Origin of the sequence: Cytobacillus oceanisediminis, assembly GCF_003182355.1 — a bacterium.
Lineage (GTDB): Bacteria > Bacillota > Bacilli > Bacillales > Cytobacillaceae > Cytobacillus > Cytobacillus oceanisediminis_A.
Genome location: NZ_QGTW01000014.1, coordinates 76,308 through 92,529, shown reverse-complemented (window position 1 = coordinate 92,529; position 16,222 = coordinate 76,308). Strand labels below are relative to the sequence as shown.

General features: G+C 38.6%; 13 protein-coding genes. All 13 read left to right on the top strand.

Going from position 1 to position 16,222, the window contains the following annotated elements:
• The first annotated feature begins 54 nt into the window (after positions 1 to 54).
• The 13 genes from DFO73_RS22075 (at position 55) to DFO73_RS22015 (ending at position 16,119) form a co-directional block, all read left to right on the top strand.
• Positions 55 to 1,185: an acyl-CoA dehydrogenase family protein gene (locus tag DFO73_RS22075; protein WP_181396094.1), complete on the top strand. Its 1,131-nt coding sequence runs from the start codon at positions 55 to 57 to the stop codon at positions 1,183 to 1,185.
• 47 nt (positions 1,186 to 1,232) lie between these two features.
• Positions 1,233 to 2,402 (top strand): acetyl-CoA acetyltransferase, encoded by a 1,170-nt coding sequence (locus DFO73_RS22070; protein WP_110066852.1) that lies wholly within the window; start codon positions 1,233 to 1,235, stop codon positions 2,400 to 2,402.
• Positions 2,403 to 2,404: 2 nt separating this feature from the next.
• Positions 2,405 to 2,815, top strand: a complete 411-nt coding sequence (locus tag DFO73_RS22065; RefSeq protein WP_110066851.1) for a Zn-ribbon domain-containing OB-fold protein — start codon at positions 2,405 to 2,407, stop codon at positions 2,813 to 2,815.
• Between the two features lie 369 nt (positions 2,816 to 3,184).
• The gene (locus tag DFO73_RS22060) at positions 3,185 to 4,354 is read left to right on the top strand and encodes a TAXI family TRAP transporter solute-binding subunit (RefSeq protein WP_110066850.1); all 1,170 of its coding nucleotides are present in this window, start codon (positions 3,185 to 3,187) and stop codon (positions 4,352 to 4,354) included.
• Positions 4,355 to 4,487: 133 nt separating this feature from the next.
• Positions 4,488 to 6,392, top strand: coding sequence for a TRAP transporter permease (locus DFO73_RS22055; RefSeq protein WP_219993445.1), 1,905 nt, complete (start codon positions 4,488 to 4,490; stop codon positions 6,390 to 6,392).
• 1 nt (position 6,393) lies between these two features.
• Positions 6,394 to 8,535, top strand: coding sequence for an acetate--CoA ligase family protein (locus DFO73_RS22050; RefSeq protein ID WP_181396093.1), 2,142 nt, complete (start codon positions 6,394 to 6,396; stop codon positions 8,533 to 8,535).
• Positions 8,536 to 8,561: 26 nt separating this feature from the next.
• On the top strand, positions 8,562 to 8,975 hold the full coding sequence (locus DFO73_RS22045) for a PaaI family thioesterase (protein ID WP_110066848.1): 414 nt from the start codon (positions 8,562 to 8,564) through the stop codon (positions 8,973 to 8,975).
• A gap of 54 nt (positions 8,976 to 9,029) precedes the next feature.
• Positions 9,030 to 9,800, top strand: coding sequence for a citryl-CoA lyase (locus tag DFO73_RS22040; protein ID WP_110066847.1), 771 nt, complete (start codon positions 9,030 to 9,032; stop codon positions 9,798 to 9,800).
• Positions 9,801 to 9,879: 79 nt separating this feature from the next.
• Entirely contained in the window at positions 9,880 to 10,854 is a 975-nt protein-coding gene (locus tag DFO73_RS22035) for an NAD(P)H-dependent flavin oxidoreductase (RefSeq protein ID WP_110066846.1), read from the top strand.
• A gap of 54 nt (positions 10,855 to 10,908) precedes the next feature.
• Positions 10,909 to 11,688, top strand: coding sequence for an enoyl-CoA hydratase/isomerase family protein (locus DFO73_RS22030; protein WP_110066845.1), 780 nt, complete (start codon positions 10,909 to 10,911; stop codon positions 11,686 to 11,688).
• An 86-nt stretch (positions 11,689 to 11,774) separates the two neighbouring features.
• A complete protein-coding gene (locus tag DFO73_RS22025) occupies positions 11,775 to 13,577 on the top strand; it encodes an acyl-CoA dehydrogenase family protein (RefSeq protein WP_110066844.1) in 1,803 nt (600 codons plus the stop codon).
• A 339-nt stretch (positions 13,578 to 13,916) separates the two neighbouring features.
• Positions 13,917 to 15,188, top strand: coding sequence for an MFS transporter (locus DFO73_RS22020; protein ID WP_110066843.1), 1,272 nt, complete (start codon positions 13,917 to 13,919; stop codon positions 15,186 to 15,188).
• A gap of 151 nt (positions 15,189 to 15,339) precedes the next feature.
• Positions 15,340 to 16,119, top strand: a complete 780-nt coding sequence (locus DFO73_RS22015; protein ID WP_110066842.1) for an enoyl-CoA hydratase/isomerase family protein — start codon at positions 15,340 to 15,342, stop codon at positions 16,117 to 16,119.
• Positions 16,120 to 16,222 lie beyond the last annotated feature (103 nt).

Here is a 16,222-nt window from a genome sequence, read left to right as displayed (position 1 = left end):
ATGGAATATCGATTCTCTGAGCAGCAGCAAATGTTAAAGCAGGCTCTTCATTCATTGTTAAAAAAAGAAATGCCTATCGAGGCTTTTAGTGAAGTTGCTGAGAAGAAAGATGGGTTTTCTCAATGTGCATGGAAGAAGCTTGCAGAAAATGGATGGCTGGGTGTACTGGCGAAAGGCAAATGGCAAACCTTAGAAGATGTTTGCCCCCTTGATTTAATGTACCTATCCGAATCGGTTGGAGAGAAACTTTTTCCTGGACCATATTCTTTAGTAGCCGGTTTTATTGTCCCTTTATTAAGTCAATTGAAATTAACAAACAAGCAGCAGGAATTATTGGAAATGGTTATTTCCGGAGAAAAACTTATAACATCTGCTTTACCTAAGCTGGAAAAGTCACAAAATAAGGTTGGATTTAATTGGCCGGGAATCAATATTTTAAATGAAGAAAACGGTAAGATCCAATTAACCGGTGAGATTAGGCACATTCAGTTTTTACAGCATACAGAAGTTATTTTAGTCCCTTTTAAAAATAACGTCGGAGGTATATCAGCAGTTTTAATAAATACCAGAAATGATGGTATTAACATAATTCCGGAGCAATCAGCGGATTTGTCCAAACCCCAGGGGACTTTGGTGCTAGATGGAGTTTGGATAGATAATGATGATTTTATCGGAGGACCTGACAGCAATCATCAAGAATTATTTAATGAACAGCTCACAGGTTATTTAATATGTTTAAATGGCGAAATGATCGGCGGAGCAAATGAAGTTTTGAATAGAACGGTAAATTATGTTAAAGAAAGGAAACAATTTGGTGTTCCTGTGGGATCCTTTCAAGCAGTAAAACACATGATTGCAGATTTACATATAGCAATTGAAAAAGCCCGCAGTTATAGTGTGTATGTAGCATCTCAAACTGGGAAAAGTTCAAATGAAACCTTATTAAATGCTATATCGAGCCGCCTTTTTACCACAGATATTTATAAGAAAGTATGTGAAGATGCTATCCAGCTGCATGGCGGAATGGGATTTACATGGGAAGAAAGTATTCATTATTGGTACAAAGCATCAATATATCAACAGTCCCATATTACACATCCAGCAATCATGACTGAATATATACTGCAAAACTTGCTGCTGGAGTCTGAATATTCAAAAGAATTTCAATACAATCAGTACGAATAGAAAGATTGTTCCAGTCTTCTCTAAATATTTAACGGGTGGGTGGAGAAATGTCAATTAAAAACGCCGCGGCTATTGTTGGTGTAGGAGATGTTGAACTCGAAAAAGGAAAGGTAAAAGACGGACAATCAGTCCTGCAAATTCAGGCTATTGCTGCAAAACGGGCTTTGGAAGATGCTGGATTAACTAAAGATGATGTTGATGGCATTTTTGTTGCTGGGCTATGGGGTTTGCCTGGAGTTGGCTCGTTTCCGTCCGTTATTATGTCTGAATACTTGGGAATTCAGCCGAAATACACTGACTCAACCCAAATAGGTGGCTCAGCTTTTGAGGCTCATGTGGGGCATGCTGCTGGAGCCATTCAATCAGGGTTATGTGAGGTTGCTTTAATTTTATACGGAAGTACACAACGTTCTGAAAAATCGCGATCTTTAGCTGGAAGACCGCCTGTTCTGACAGCCCAGTACGAAACACCGTTCGGATTACCATCTCCTGCCGGATCTTATGCTATGGCAGCAAATCGGCATATGCATCAATATGGAACCAAACCTGAGCATTTGGCGGAAATAGCTGTAGCTACCAGGAAGTGGGCACAATTAAATCCTCAGGCGACAATGCGGGATCCATTATCCATTGAAGATGTATTAAATTCTCCGATGATCACGGATCCGCTCCATCTCTTGGATTGTTGTTTAGTTACAGATGGAGCAGGGGCGCTCGTTTTAGTATCTGCTGAAAGAGCGAAAGACTGCAGGAAGAAACCAATATGGGTTTTAGGCCAAGGTGAATCTCATAGCCATTGGTCCATCCAGGCAATGCCAGATTTAACTGTTACCTCAGCAGCACAATCGGGAAAAACTGCTTTTGAGATGGCCGGTGTAACACATGATGAGATTGATGTGGTGCAAATTTATGATTCATTTACCATAACCGTATTACTTACACTTGAATCTCTTGGATTCTGTAAACCAGGTGAAGGCGGAGATTTTATAAGTAATCAGCGTACTGCTCCTGGCGGTGAATTCCCTATGAATACAAACGGTGGGGGATTATCCTACGCCCATCCAGGAATGTATGGCATATTTCTCTTAATTGAAGCTGTCCGCCAATTAAGAGGCGAGTGCGGAGATAGACAAGTAAAAGATGCAAAACTCTCACTTGTAAACGGTACAGGCGGAACCCTGTCTTCTACATCAGTTGTTATTTTAGGGAGGGATTAATCATGGCTGAACAGAAAAAACCAATGCCTATACCTGATGGTGATTCACACGTCTTTTGGCAAGGCTGTAAAGAAAATAAATTGTTGATCCAAAAATGCAAAGATTGCTCAAAACATATTTTTTACCCGCGAATATTATGTCCGCATTGTTTTTCTGAACAAGTAGAGTGGGTTGAATCAACTGGAAAAGGAAAAATCTATTCTTATACAATTGCCCGCAGAGGCGGTGGCCCAGCATTTAAAGATGATGCCCCATATGCTGTAGCATTAATTGAATTGGACGAAGGAGTTCGAATGTTTAGTAACATCATTAATATTGATGTTGAAAAAGTGAAATGTGATTTATCTGTTGAAGTGGTGTTTGAAAAACAGGAAGATTTTACATTACCAAAATTTCAGCCTATATCTAATTAATTTAAACATAACTAGGCTAATAAAGCATTCGTTAAGAGCTTCGTTAGCCTTCAGTACATCTCCTTTTATGAAGGAAAGAGGCAATGCCCTTCAAGTTACTTTCAAATCCTCCATCTATGAGAACCACAAGAAAAAGATCTTTATTATAAATATCTAAAATACCTGGATTAATTTAAGCACTATGAACATGGTAAATTGATAATAAAACTTTTACAGAATATACAGAATCTTTTAAAATTTCATTGACGAAAATATATTTTATATATAAAATACTTTTTAGAGATGTAAATGAAAACGATTTCTTTTGGGAGGTGTAACCGTTTAATCCATTTTGGCTAGAAAAGATGAGTTAATAAAAGGGGGATATCGATGTTTAACAAACCAATTAGATTTTTGTTTACAATCTTTTTACTTTCAATTTTGTTAGTAGGCTGCAGCAGTAATGAAACTCAGAAAACTGCTTCTAACGTAAACTCATCCTCAAGTAACGATTCTGGCTCACTTCCTAAACAAATGACCTGGAGTGTATATGATGTTGGATCAGGCGGTTACGCAGAAATGTCAGCTATCGCAAACACATTAACTGAAGAATATGGTACTCAAGTTCGAATGCTGCCATCAGCAAGTGGTGTTGGCCGAATGGTTCCTCTAAGAGATAAAACAGCTTCAATTGGCAAATTAGGTGATGAAATTCAATTTGCTTTTGAAGGAAATGAAGAGTTTGCACAACAGGATTGGGGTCCTCAGAATGTTCGTGCAATATGGGCTCCTATTAGTCAATATGGTTTTGCAGTTCGTGAGGATTCAGACATAAAAACAATAGCGGACTTAAAAGGCAAGAAAATTCCAAAGGTAACTGGAAATGCGTCAGTTAATATTAAAAATGAAGCAATGTTATCATTCGGGGGATTAAGCTGGGATGATGTAGAAGTTGTTGATATCACTTCTTACGCAGGTCAAGGTGAAGCACTTATTCAAGGACAGATTGACGCAGCGGGTATTAATCCTACTGCATCAGCTATGTTTGAAGCCGACAGCAAAGGCGGCATCCGCTGGCTCGAGATGGACCCCGATGATACTGAAGGCTGGGAGCGAACAACAGAAACTGCCTCTTGGATGATACCTTATACAATGGATAACGGTGCCGGCATGGAAAGTGACACAAACATAATGGGCCATGGGTATCTGATCGGGGGGTATGCCGACCAGGATCCAAATACTATCTATGAATTATTGAAAGCGATGGATGAGAACTTTTCTGCATACAAAGACGCAATGCCAAACTTAGCTTTGTATGACAAGGAACTTGTCGTTACTGAACCGCGTGGAATCCCGTTCCATGAAGGAACGATAAAGTTCCTAGAAGAAAAAGGGCTCTGGGATGAAGAAAAGCAGGCTAAGAATGATGAATTAGTTGCGAGGTATGACAAATTGAAGTCTGCTTGGGATCAAGTGATGGAAGAAGCTAAAAAAGAAGGAATTTCAAAAGATGACTTCCCTGCATTCTGGCTGGAAAAGAAAGCTCAACTTGTTAAGTAATCTGCAATGAACACAAGAATATCAGCCAGTATTATGTGGCTGATATTCTATTTATGAGAGAAAGGGAAGAAAGGGAGCGAAAATAATTGGGATCAAGCTAATTTAAAAAATATGGTAGTTTCGGAGGGATAAAATGATGTCCGAGAGATTAAATATACTGTTGAAAATAGTCGTTGTAATTGCCACTCTAATTGGAATCTTACTTTCCATAAACATGCTTTTCTATTTAAAACTATTTGGATTTAATCCGATTCAAAACTCTTATCTATATTATATCTTAGCCTGCTTCATGCCAATTGCCTTTTTAATCTTCCCCGCAAAAAAAGGACAGAAAGTAAAATGGTATGATTTTATTTTTGCTTCAGTTTCATTTGCTATCGTGATCTATTTGGGGTTAAACGGTCAAAGAATGATAATGGAGGGCTGGGACTGGAACGCACCGCCGCTGGCGACTTATTCAAGTATTATCCTATGGGGACTACTACTTGAAGCTTTACGGAGAACAGGCGGACTCGTTTTATCAATTATTTGTTTATTGATATCCCTTTACCCTCTTATCGCTTCAGAAATGCCAATTAGTTTTTTACAGGGACAATCATACGACTTTTTCACAATTGCCAGAAATCATATGATGAGCGCCAATGGTGTTTTAGGAATTGCATTAACAACAGTAGGTAATTTAATTCTTGGATTTCTTGTTTTTGGAGTTGTACTAACCCATACAGGCGGCGGAGATTTCTTCTTTAAGCTAGCCCAATCATTGTTTGGCAGATTCCGGGGCGGGGAAGCCAAAGTTTCAATCGTGAGTAGTGCTTTCTTTGGAATGTTAAGCGGAAGTGCTATTTCAAACACGATTACAACTGGTGCAATGACAATCCCTGCGATGAAGAAGTCAGGATATAAACCGCACTATGCGGGTGCAATAGAAGCAGTTGCATCCACTGGAGGAACAATTACTCCGCCGATAATGGGTTCAGCAGCTTTTATTATGGCATCCTTTTTGGCAATACCCTATTATGAAATTGCACTGGCAGCAGCCATCCCTGCCCTTCTATATTATATTGGGTTAATTGTACAGGCGGATGGGTACGCCGCAAAAAATAACCTAAAAGGGTTAAAGAAAGAGGACATCCCTTCGTTCTTAGAAACATTAAAAGGTGGCTGGTATTACCTTTTTGCCCTTGTCCTGCTAGTCTACTTTTTAGTGATCCTTAATTCCGAGGGGCAGGCACCCTACTATGCTAGTTTAGTACTTTTGGTTATTGCGATGATTAATAAAACCACAAGAATGAATGTAAAGCAACTATTCAATATGTTTGTTGAGGTTGGAAAGGTACTGGCTGAAATTGTTTGTATTATAGCCGGTGTTGGCTTCATTGTTGGTGCATTATCAGCTACAGGTGTATCTTTTTCGTTTTCAAGGGAACTTGTTGCTGCTGCGGGAGACAGCATGATTCTTATATTAATTGGCGGAGCACTTACAAGCTTTATTTTGGGAATGGGGATGACGGTATCAGCTGTTTATGTATTCCTGGCAATTATTATGGCTCCTGCGCTTGTGGCTATTGGTGTTGATCCTGTAGCAGCTCATTTATTTGTGGTATATTGGGCAACTGTTTCCTATATTACTCCGCCTGTAGCATTGGCAGCTTTTGCAGCTTCGGGCATTGCGAAAGCGAATCCAATGAAGACTGGTTTTACAGCAGTGCGACTAGGTGCTGTAACTTTCCTTGTTCCGTTCTTCTTTGTCTATCAGCCAGCATTGATCTTTCGGGGAGAACCGCTTGAAATTGCATTGAGTGTTATATCAGCCATTATTGGGGTGTTTATGCTTTCTTCTTCATTAGAAGGTTATCTAATCGGTTTTGGACGGATGCAAAATTTATTTGTCCGTTTGATTGTTTTGGTTGCAGGGCTTTGCATGTTAATACCAGGGATTCTTACAGATGTGTTAGGAATAGCTTTAGCCCTGATAATTTATGTTCCTAAGCTTATGAAACCCGTAAATGTCAATATCGATGAAAAACAGGAGGTATAATATGTCAAAAATAAATGCTCTTGACCGCTTTTTGAATCCCAGATCAATTGCAATTATTGGTGTTTCGAAGGATTTTTCATCTATAAGCGGCAAACCCTTTAAAAATTTGCTTAACCATAAATTTAAAGGAAATATTTATCCCGTTAATCCAAAGTATGATGAGATAGAGGGTATTCCATGTTATTCCAGTATTTTGGATATACCTGGAGAAGTAGATGTTGCTTTAATTGCTGTATCTTCTAAGAGAATGCAGCAAATCCTGGAGGAATGTGAAAAAAAACAGGTTCATCATTTGATTTTATTTGGTTCAGGCTTTGCAGAGGTTGGTGAGGAAGGGAAGGCACTACAAGAAAAAGTATTGAAAAAGGCTAAGCAAGCAGGGATTCATATTTTAGGACCAAACTGCGTTGGTTTGTTGAATGTCAAAGAAAGTATACCTTTGGGATTCGCCACCTCCTTTGAAACAGAGAAAGGGTTTAAATCTGGAAATGTAGGATTTGCTTCTCAAAGTGGCGCAATAGGGTTTTCCTTGTTCGGATTGGCTCAGGAGGAAAACATTGGTTTTTCCTATATTGTGAATACAGGTAACCAGATGGATATACATTCGCTAGATTGTATCGAGTACATGCTGGAGGATCCTGAAACCACTGTTGTAGCTGGCTATTTAGAAGGAATTCCAGATGGAGAAATGCTGATTAAAATTTCAGAAACTTCCAAGTTATTAAACAAACCAGTTATTTTATTAAAAGCAGGCCGCTCTGAACTAGGCAGGCAAGCAGCAATGTCACATACAGCATCTTTAACCGGATCTGAGGAAACCTTTCAGGCAATTGCAAAACAGTATGGATTTATCACTGTAAACGACGTTGATAACATGATTGATGCAATGAAGGTTTTCTCAAGGGGTAAAAAAGCAAATGGGAACCGGGTTGTGACAATATCAAACTCTGGTGCTGCCGGGATTGCTATGGCTGATTATAGTGAAGCATTAGGATTAGAAATGGTTCGTATGTCAAAAGAAACCGCTGCAAAAATAGAGTCAATTATTCCTCCATATGGATCTGCATTAAACCCTATTGATGTTACTGCACAAGCCCTTAAAGAACAACATATCTTGACTGAAACTCTTGAAGTTTTAATTGACGATGAGCAGGTTGACGCAATCGTTTTTCAAACGACATTTGGAGGAGAACTGGGAACAAAAATATGCCAGAAAATAGCAGAGATCGACAAAAAAACTGATAAACCGATCATTGTAACGATAACTGGAACAAGTGAGTTGACAGGAAAGGGAAGGACGATTTTACAGGAAGCAGGGATTCCTGTTTATCCTACATCTTATAAAACAATGTTGTCTTTAAAATACTTAGTTGATTTTTCGAATTTCAGTAAAAAACAAATGATAGAACCTCCAGAACAAGCTTTAATATCATGCGAAGTACCAAATGATATATCTGGTATATGGACAGAAGAACGTGTTAAGAAGGAGCTTTCATTGTTAGGTGTACGTGTTCCTAGTGGAACGGTTATAAAAAATAGAAGCCACTTGGAGAAAGTTAAGGATAATCTAAGTTATCCAGTAGTGTGTAAAGTGATATCCCGGGATGTGCTGCATAAAACAGAAGCAGGTGGTGTACAGGTTAACATTCATAATCCGATTCAATTAGAAAGAGCATATGATGAAATTTTGCAGTCAGTACACAAATATTCTCCAAATGCCCAAATTGATGGAATCTTAGCTGAAGAAATGATCCAGGAGGAGGGAATCGAAATGTTTATTGGTATAAAGGAAGACCCTCAATTTGGACCTATCATAGTTTGTGGACTTGGAGGTATTTTCATAGAAGTCTTAAAGGATATTTCCATTAGGCGAGCGCCTATTCAAATTCAGGAAGCTAAAAGCATGTTAAAAGAATTAAAAGGATATCCATTACTGAAAGGTGTCAGGGGCGGAAAACAAAAAGATATTCATGCTCTTGCCGAAGTACTGGTAAAAGTATCTCAATTTGCCTGGAACTATAGCGGGAAAATAAGTGAAATGGACATTAATCCAATATGGGTTTTTGAAGAAGGAAAGGGTATAGCCGCACTAGATGGCATTATTGTTTGGAAAAATAAAATTGAAAGTTCTATAACTATATAAAATTTACTAAGGTCAGGAGAGATAGAATGGATGATACCGGAACTAGGACGTATATGCAATGGTTAAGAAATGAATTTGAAGAGTCGCCATTTTGGAAACATATGGGTATCACATTCGACCGTTTAGAACCAGGAGATGTCATCATTAAAATGCCGGTTAAAAAAGAGTTGGGCAATTCAAATGGCGTTTTGCACGGAGGAGCGTTAACTTCTATTTTAGACTCAATTATTGGTGCAACAATTCGATCAACAAGAGAGGTCCGTGTAGCAACGATTTCATTGACCACTCAATTTATAGCCCCTGTTAAGGAAGGCACGCTATATGCGAGGGCCACACTTATTAATGATGGAAAGCGAATTCAATATGTGGAATCAAAAGCTTTCAATGAAAGAGGTGAAACAGTCGGAACTGCATTGGGGACTTTTGCTATTCTAAAGTAACCAATTCAAGAGGCAGAAGGTATATATCTTAATAAAGTTAGGGGGAAGAATTAATTGGAATTTCAAACAAAAATCGGAAAATCCATTCCGGACAAAATATATGTACATGGCTATAACCTGACAGAGGATTTGATTGGAAATATTACATTAGCAGATATGGCTTTCCTTGGTGCAAAGCATCGTAAACCAACAGAAAATGAATCCAAAATGCTTAACGCACTGCTAGTGGCTATCTGTGAGCATGGTTTTACGCCAAGCTCAATTTCCACCCGTTTAACCTATCTGGGTGCACCTGAATCTGTTCAATCGGCAGTGGCGGCTGGATTGCTTGGAGCTGGAACGGTTTATCTGGGTGCAATGGAGTATGTTGCAGAAATGCTTCAAAAAGCATTTCAAAAATACGGGGAAGAATATGATATTAAAGAACTTGCTTCCATCATTATTAATGAGAGACAAGAAAGCGGACAGCAGCTTCCCGGGTTTGGTCATCCAGTTCATAAACCTGAAGATCCCCGTACCACCAAATTGTTCGAGATTTCAGAGCAGTTAGGCTTTAACGGAAAGAATTCACAGCTCCTGAAAGAGATTCATAGACAATTTTGCGAGAAAAAAGGAAAAACGATTACCTTAAATGCTGTAGGTGCAATAGGTGCCATAATGGCTGACATGGAAATTGATTACCGTGTTGTCAAATCATTTGCAGTTGCTTCAAGAGCCGTTGGACTAGTGGCACATATAGTAGAAGAAATCGAACACGGGAGAAAAGATAGTATTGGCCAGCGGTTGTTTAATTACATTGAGGAACATACGGATTATCAAGGTTAATTATTTGTATTACGATGGGGATCATTCTTTAGATTAGAGAATGATCCAATTTCATTTATATATTACTGGGGGAAATCATATGCCATTCCAAACAGATATAACTAAATTATTAGGCATCAAGTATCCAATTATTCAAGGCGGCTTACAAGGATTGGGACGTGAACCCCTTGTTTCAGCTGTTTCTGCATCAGGTGGATTAGGACTGATTACAGCAGGTACCTATTCTACAAAAAAGGAAATGATTGATGATATTGAACATGTACGGAAGAAAACAAGCAATCCATTTGGCGTAAATCTGGCTATTGGTATTCGTAAACCGATGGATGAATATGTTGAAGGAGTCATAGAAACCGGAGTTAACATTGTTTTTACATCCGGCTACAGCCCTGCTAAATTTATGGATCAATTAAAAAAAGCCGGTGTCAAAGTTATACATGTTGTACCATCCGTTAAATTTGCTAAAAAGGCTGAAGAATTAGGCTGTGATGGTGTTGTAATTGTCGGATACGAATGTGGTGGTCATCCTGGGGTTGATGAAGTTACCTCATTGGTGATGATCCCTAAAGTAGTAGAGTCAGTAAGCATTCCTGTCATCGCTGCAGGCGGTTTCTCTGATGGGAAAGGATTAGTTGCAGCTTTATCACTAGGAGCACAAGGGATACAAATGGGAACTAGGTTTGTAATGAGTCAGGAATCACCTTTACCAGAAACTATTAAAGAGCAATTAAGAAGTGCCAGTATGAACGATACATTGATTATTAAGCGTTCCATCAATAAGCCAAACAGGGTTTACAAAAACGAGGCTGCACTTAAAGTACTTGAACTTGAAGGTGAAAATGCCAAGATTGAAGAGCTGCTTCCTTTAATGGGAGGAGAAGCTTATAAAAAGCTGCTTAATGATGGAGACATAAATGCAGGTGTATTATCCATCGGCCAGATAATTGGCCGGATTAATCAATATCCTAGCGTAAAGGAGATTATTGAAGGCATTGTAACAGAAGCTGATACAATAATCACAAAAATGAATCAAAGCTGGCAGCCAGTGCAGTCTTAACAAAATTTTTTAATAGGACATTTAAGTGATGGCAATAAGAAAGGGGAGGTCCAAATGAAGTACAATTTTCTTTTGGAAGAAAAACAAGGAAACATTTATATCATTCGATTAAATAAACCGGAAGTCCGTAATGCATTAATAATGGATATGAGATTGGAACTGCTTCACGCTTTGGATAAAGCAGAGTTAGATGATGAGATAAAATGTATCATCCTTACGGGGCATGATAAAGCCTTTTCTGCTGGCGGGGATCTTTCTGCTCTTAAAGACTTGAAGCCTCTCGAAGGCAGAAAAAGACTTCAAAAATCTTTTCCATTGTTAATGAAAATTCTTGAAATTGAGAAGCCCATTATCGCAGCTGTTAACGGAGCAGCCGCCGGTGCAGGTTTTAGCCTTACGTTGTTGTGTGATTTAATAATTGCTTCGGAAGAGGCTTTTTTTGTACAAAGTTTTGTTAATGTGGGGTTAATACCTGATTTTGCAGCCATTCATTTCCTTCCTTTGTTAATTGGACCGCATCGGGCAAGAGAGCTAATGTTTTTGGGTGAACGGATTACTGCTTTTGAAGCGGAACGTTTAGGAATTGTTAATCGGGTAGTACCTGATGAAATCCTGCTCCAGGAAACGATTCATATAGCAGAAAGATTAACAAAAAAATCCAGTATCTCCATAGGGATAACAAAAAAAATTATGAATCAGCACTTGCATAAAGATTTAAAGCTTCTTTTAGAATTGGAAGCTCAAGGACAAGATATCTGTTTTCAAACGGAAGATTTTAAAGAAGGCGTTAAGGCATTTTTTGATAAAAGAGAACCTAATTTTATTGGGAAGTGACATTCATAATCTGTCAGCTTCCTCCTTCGAACAGCAGGAAAAACCCAATTGTAATAGTAAAAATTTTTTTGAAAAGAGGCTAAAAAATGAATGAACGTTTTGATGTTCTGAAACAGGATGCTAAGTTAGGTGGAATGCCAGAGTCAAGAGGTCTTAACTTTTACGAAACAGATCCTAATCTGGACTTTTTAATACGTTTCTATGTTCCCAAAGATGAATATGAACATGTTCGTCCTCTTTTATCAAACATGGGGGCTGTAGCAGGAGGGGAGTTGGATGATTTATCTCGTGAAGCAGACCGTTACCCGCCGGAATTTTTTCCTTATAACAAATATGGGGAGCGCGTTGATCATGTGAAATACCATCCTGCCTATCAGCGGATGGAGGAAATCGGGTACAGTCAATTTGGCCTTGTAGCGATGTCCCATCGTTCAGGGGTAATGGGTTGGCCAACTCCATTTTCAAGAGTTTTAAAATATTCATTTTGGTATTTATTCGCCCAATCAGAATTTGGATTATGCTGTCCTATGTCCATGACTGATTCGGCAGCACGGGTTATTGACCAATTTGCCAGCCATGAAATTAAGAAAACTTATCTGCCGAATTTGACAAGTACTGACATGAGAAAACTTTGGACGGCTGCTCAGTTTATGACAGAAAAACAAGGCGGCTCTGATGTTGGAGAGAATACTTTAATGGCTAAAAAAGTTGGTGGTCAGTGGGAGCTTTGGGGAGAAAAATGGTTTTGTTCAAACGTCTCTGCCGACGTTGCGTTAGTCCTGGGCCGTCCGGAAGGAGCCAGAAAAGGAACAAAAGGATTGGCGATGTTTTTAGTGCCAAAAAAGCTGGAGAACGGAGAGCGTAACCGTTATCGTATAAACCGGTTGAAAGATAAACTGGGAACAAAAGATATGGCCTCTGGGGAAGTTTCTTTTGAAGGTGCTATAGGTTATGTAGTTGGTGACATTAACAATGGTTTTAAACAAATGATGTCAATGGTGAATTCATCTCGACTCTCAAATGCAGTGCGTTCATCGGCGATGATGAGGAGGAGTTTCTTAGAAGCGCTTGTTACAGCTAGAGGAAGAAAGGCTTTTGGTCAGGCACTAATTAAATTACCTTTGATGAAAGAAAATGTTTTTGAAATACTTATTGATACCGAGGCAGCAGCTTCAATGGTGTTTTTTACTGCTAATGTGTTTGATAAAACTGAACACGGAAGTGAGGAATACAAACCATTGCTTCGTCTGTTAACTCCTTTGCTAAAAGGATATATTTGCAAACGCGCTCGATATATTACAGCTGAGGCAATGGAAATACGCGGCGGAAATGGATATATAGAAGAATGGGTGAATCCTAAACTTGTACGTGATGCCCACTTGGGCTCCATATGGGAGGGGACCACGAATATTGTTGCACTTGATGTATTAAGAGCTATTAATAAGGAACTGGCTGGGGATGTCTTCCTAAAAGACTTTAGAATACGGCTTACTAATTTAAACAACGCTTATGTTATTCGTGCAGCAAAACTTTGCCTGAAGAAAGCAGCGAAGTTCAAAGAAAAAATCGATGCAATCGTTCAAGAAAAGACCTTTGAAGATGAGATTTCAGCAAAACGTTATATGGATTACATGTATCATCTTTGTGCTGCAAGTCTAATATTACAGGAAGCAGATTTTCAGCTTTCTAAAGATGGAAGTTACCGGAAGTTGTTTATATTTATGCACTATTTTCATAGATATCTCCATTCCTCAACTGCACCAGATGCTTTTGATAGATCATTAAATAAATGGTTAGATGCCATTATTGATTGGGAACAAATTCCTGCCAACGCAATTGAAGACCTCTTAAACGAATTAGAGCCGAATACAATAAAAAGCAGTGTTTGAATAACAATCATTATTTTTAAAAGAAGCGAGGCTTCTTAGAAGCAAAATTCAGTAAAAATAAAATTTTTTTTATAGAATTAAGGAATGTTATTTATTTATATTCCTTAATTTTTTATTGCTTGAGCTGAATTTTACTTACGTTGCTTAGCAAGAGACTGCTAGAAATGTTGTATGATTTTAATAAAAGAGATTTTGTCATTGATGCGATACATGAAGTCTGATTTAAGTTTATTAAAGGATAAAGGAGGCTGAAACAATGATCAGGGCTAATGAAAATGTAGAGCTGAATAGTGTGAAGGATAAGGAGTTTTTAACAGCCAATGTAAAGAGGTTTTCAGTATGACAAAGAGCAGGAGTATATATTATGGGTGGTACATCGTTGCGTCGGCATCTGTGATCGTTTTACTCACCATGGGACTGCGGATGGGAATTGGTCCTTTTTTTACCCCTATGGTACAGGATATGGGATTATCCAGAACCGAGTTTTCACTCATTGTCGCAATAGGAATGATTGTTTATGGATTAGGAATGCCCTTGGCTGGAACTCTTTTAAAAAGGTTCAGCACTCGTTTCGTTTTGTTAACAGGATTGCTGGGCGTTTGTGGATCGATAATATGGACCATAAGTTCTAAAGGGTTTGTTTCATTTCTCCTTTCTTTCGGTATTTTTCTATCACTAGGTCTTGCATTTTTAAGCAATATTACTTTAGCGCCGCTTATTAGCAAGTGGTTTGTTCAGCAAAGGGGAAAGGCGCTCTTTTACCTATCCACGGGCGGAATGGCTGGAATTGCAGTTATGACACCGGTTGAAACTTTATTAATTCAGTTAGTCGGATGGCAGCATACACTTTTAATATTTGCAGGGCTATTCATTTGTGTTGTACTTCCTTCAGCTATTTTTGTTATGCGGGAAGAGGTGCCTGAGGGGGCAGATGGTGGTCCTGCTGTTCAAGGGAGTAAAATTAGGCAGGACATCCAGCCGGATATTACTTGGAAAGATGCTCTGAAGACACGAGCTTATTGGCAAATCGTTTTCGGGTTATTCGCGTGCGGTTTTGGCATGAATCTTATGGGCTCTCACGCTGTCCCAATGCTAATGGATCACCATTTTGAACCTATGACTGCATCATTTGGTATTGGAATGATTGGAGTCGTAGCAATATTTAGCACATTATTTTTAGGATCTATCGCAGACCGTTATCCCCGAAAAAAGATTCTCTTTTGGATCTATCTTGTGCGCGGTTCTGGGCTGCTCAGTTTATTTTACGTAGCAACTCCAATGCAGCTTTACTTAGTTGCAATTACCGGGGGCTTGGTATGGGCAGGGTCGATTGCCATGTCATCTGCCATTTTGGGTGACTTATATGGAATTAGATTGCTTGGACTATTAAATGGCTGGGCTTTTTTTGGACACCAGATTGGCGGAGCAATAGGCTCGTTCATCGGCGGCTGGGGATATGATACATTTGAGACTCATATTTTAGCATTTGGATTGGCAGCTTTTTTAGCTATTACTGCTAGTTGGGTGTCCTACTGGTTACCTGAAAGAATCATTTATACCAAGAATACTAACATAGGTACAGAGCAATCTATATTAAAAACTGGTGATTAAGTTAACAGTTTCGGGCCAAATTTTAAAGGTTAGTGTGAAGATTTAGCCCTGATATTTTCTAAAAATTCATTCTTTTTGTTGGGAGAGGTCTTAAATAAACATAAAAGTGTCTTAAGCTTGATTTAGGAAGAAATTTAAAAGGAGGGAAAATATGAATTACAAAAACATTAAAATCGAAACGAATAATCAACTTGCTTTTATAATAATAAATCGGCCAGAAGTTAGAAATGCACTTAATATGGAAACGGTAGATGAAATTCAATCGGCTCTTCACGAGTTGGAATTGAATGAAACTATACAGTGTGTTGTTTTTACAGGGGAAGGAGAAAAATCCTTTGCTGCAGGTGCTGATATTTCACAACTAAAGGATAGAACAGGACTTGAGACTTTAGTGAATAGAGGAATGCAGCAAGTTTATGATTATATCGAAAGCTACCCAAAACCAACTATTGCAATGGTCAATGGCTATGCACTAGGTGGGGGATGTGAGCTTGCAATGTCTTGTGATATAAGAATTGCTTCGACAAATGCAAAACTGGGCTTGCCTGAGTTAAATTTATCAATTATTCCTGGCGCTGGAGGAACACAGAGATTGGCACGTCTTGTGGGGAAAGGAAAAGCTTTGGAAATGATTCTGACAGGGAAAATCGTTTCGGGTGAAGAGGCAAAAATGAGCGGACTTATTACAGAAATTGTTCCACCAAAAGAACTTTTGGCAAAGACAGAGGAAGTTGCCGGAAAAATAATAAGTAAAGGACCATTAGCAGTTAGGCTTGCAAAATTATCAATAAATGCAGGATTAGAAACAGACATAAAAACAGGGTTAGTTATAGAAAAGTTAGCTCAAGCATTATTAATGTCAACTGAGGATAAAAAGGAAGGAACACAGGCATTTTTGGAGAAAAGGAAACCAAAATTTCAAGGAAAATAGGTACGGAACTGAAAAGAAATATTATCTTTAAAATAATATTTTATTTATCCCCTTGAATTCTCCATCAATAGACAAAACTGTTCGGATGAAGTTTAAGAATATT

Coding starts and splice junctions, on each gene's coding strand:
- DFO73_RS22060 (WP_110066850.1), top strand. CDS start 3,185: ATGTTTAACAAACCAATTAGATTTTTGTTTACAATCTTTTTACTTTCA.
- DFO73_RS22020 (WP_110066843.1), top strand. CDS start 13,917: ATGACAAAGAGCAGGAGTATATATTATGGGTGGTACATCGTTGCGTCG.
- DFO73_RS22035 (WP_110066846.1), top strand. CDS start 9,880: ATGCCATTCCAAACAGATATAACTAAATTATTAGGCATCAAGTATCCA.
- DFO73_RS22025 (WP_110066844.1), top strand. CDS start 11,775: ATGAATGAACGTTTTGATGTTCTGAAACAGGATGCTAAGTTAGGTGGA.
- DFO73_RS22015 (WP_110066842.1), top strand. CDS start 15,340: ATGAATTACAAAAACATTAAAATCGAAACGAATAATCAACTTGCTTTT.
- DFO73_RS22070 (WP_110066852.1), top strand. CDS start 1,233: ATGTCAATTAAAAACGCCGCGGCTATTGTTGGTGTAGGAGATGTTGAA.
- DFO73_RS22030 (WP_110066845.1), top strand. CDS start 10,909: ATGAAGTACAATTTTCTTTTGGAAGAAAAACAAGGAAACATTTATATC.
- DFO73_RS22065 (WP_110066851.1), top strand. CDS start 2,405: ATGGCTGAACAGAAAAAACCAATGCCTATACCTGATGGTGATTCACAC.
- DFO73_RS22050 (WP_181396093.1), top strand. CDS start 6,394: ATGTCAAAAATAAATGCTCTTGACCGCTTTTTGAATCCCAGATCAATT.
- DFO73_RS22045 (WP_110066848.1), top strand. CDS start 8,562: ATGGATGATACCGGAACTAGGACGTATATGCAATGGTTAAGAAATGAA.
- DFO73_RS22055 (WP_219993445.1), top strand. CDS start 4,488: ATGATGTCCGAGAGATTAAATATACTGTTGAAAATAGTCGTTGTAATT.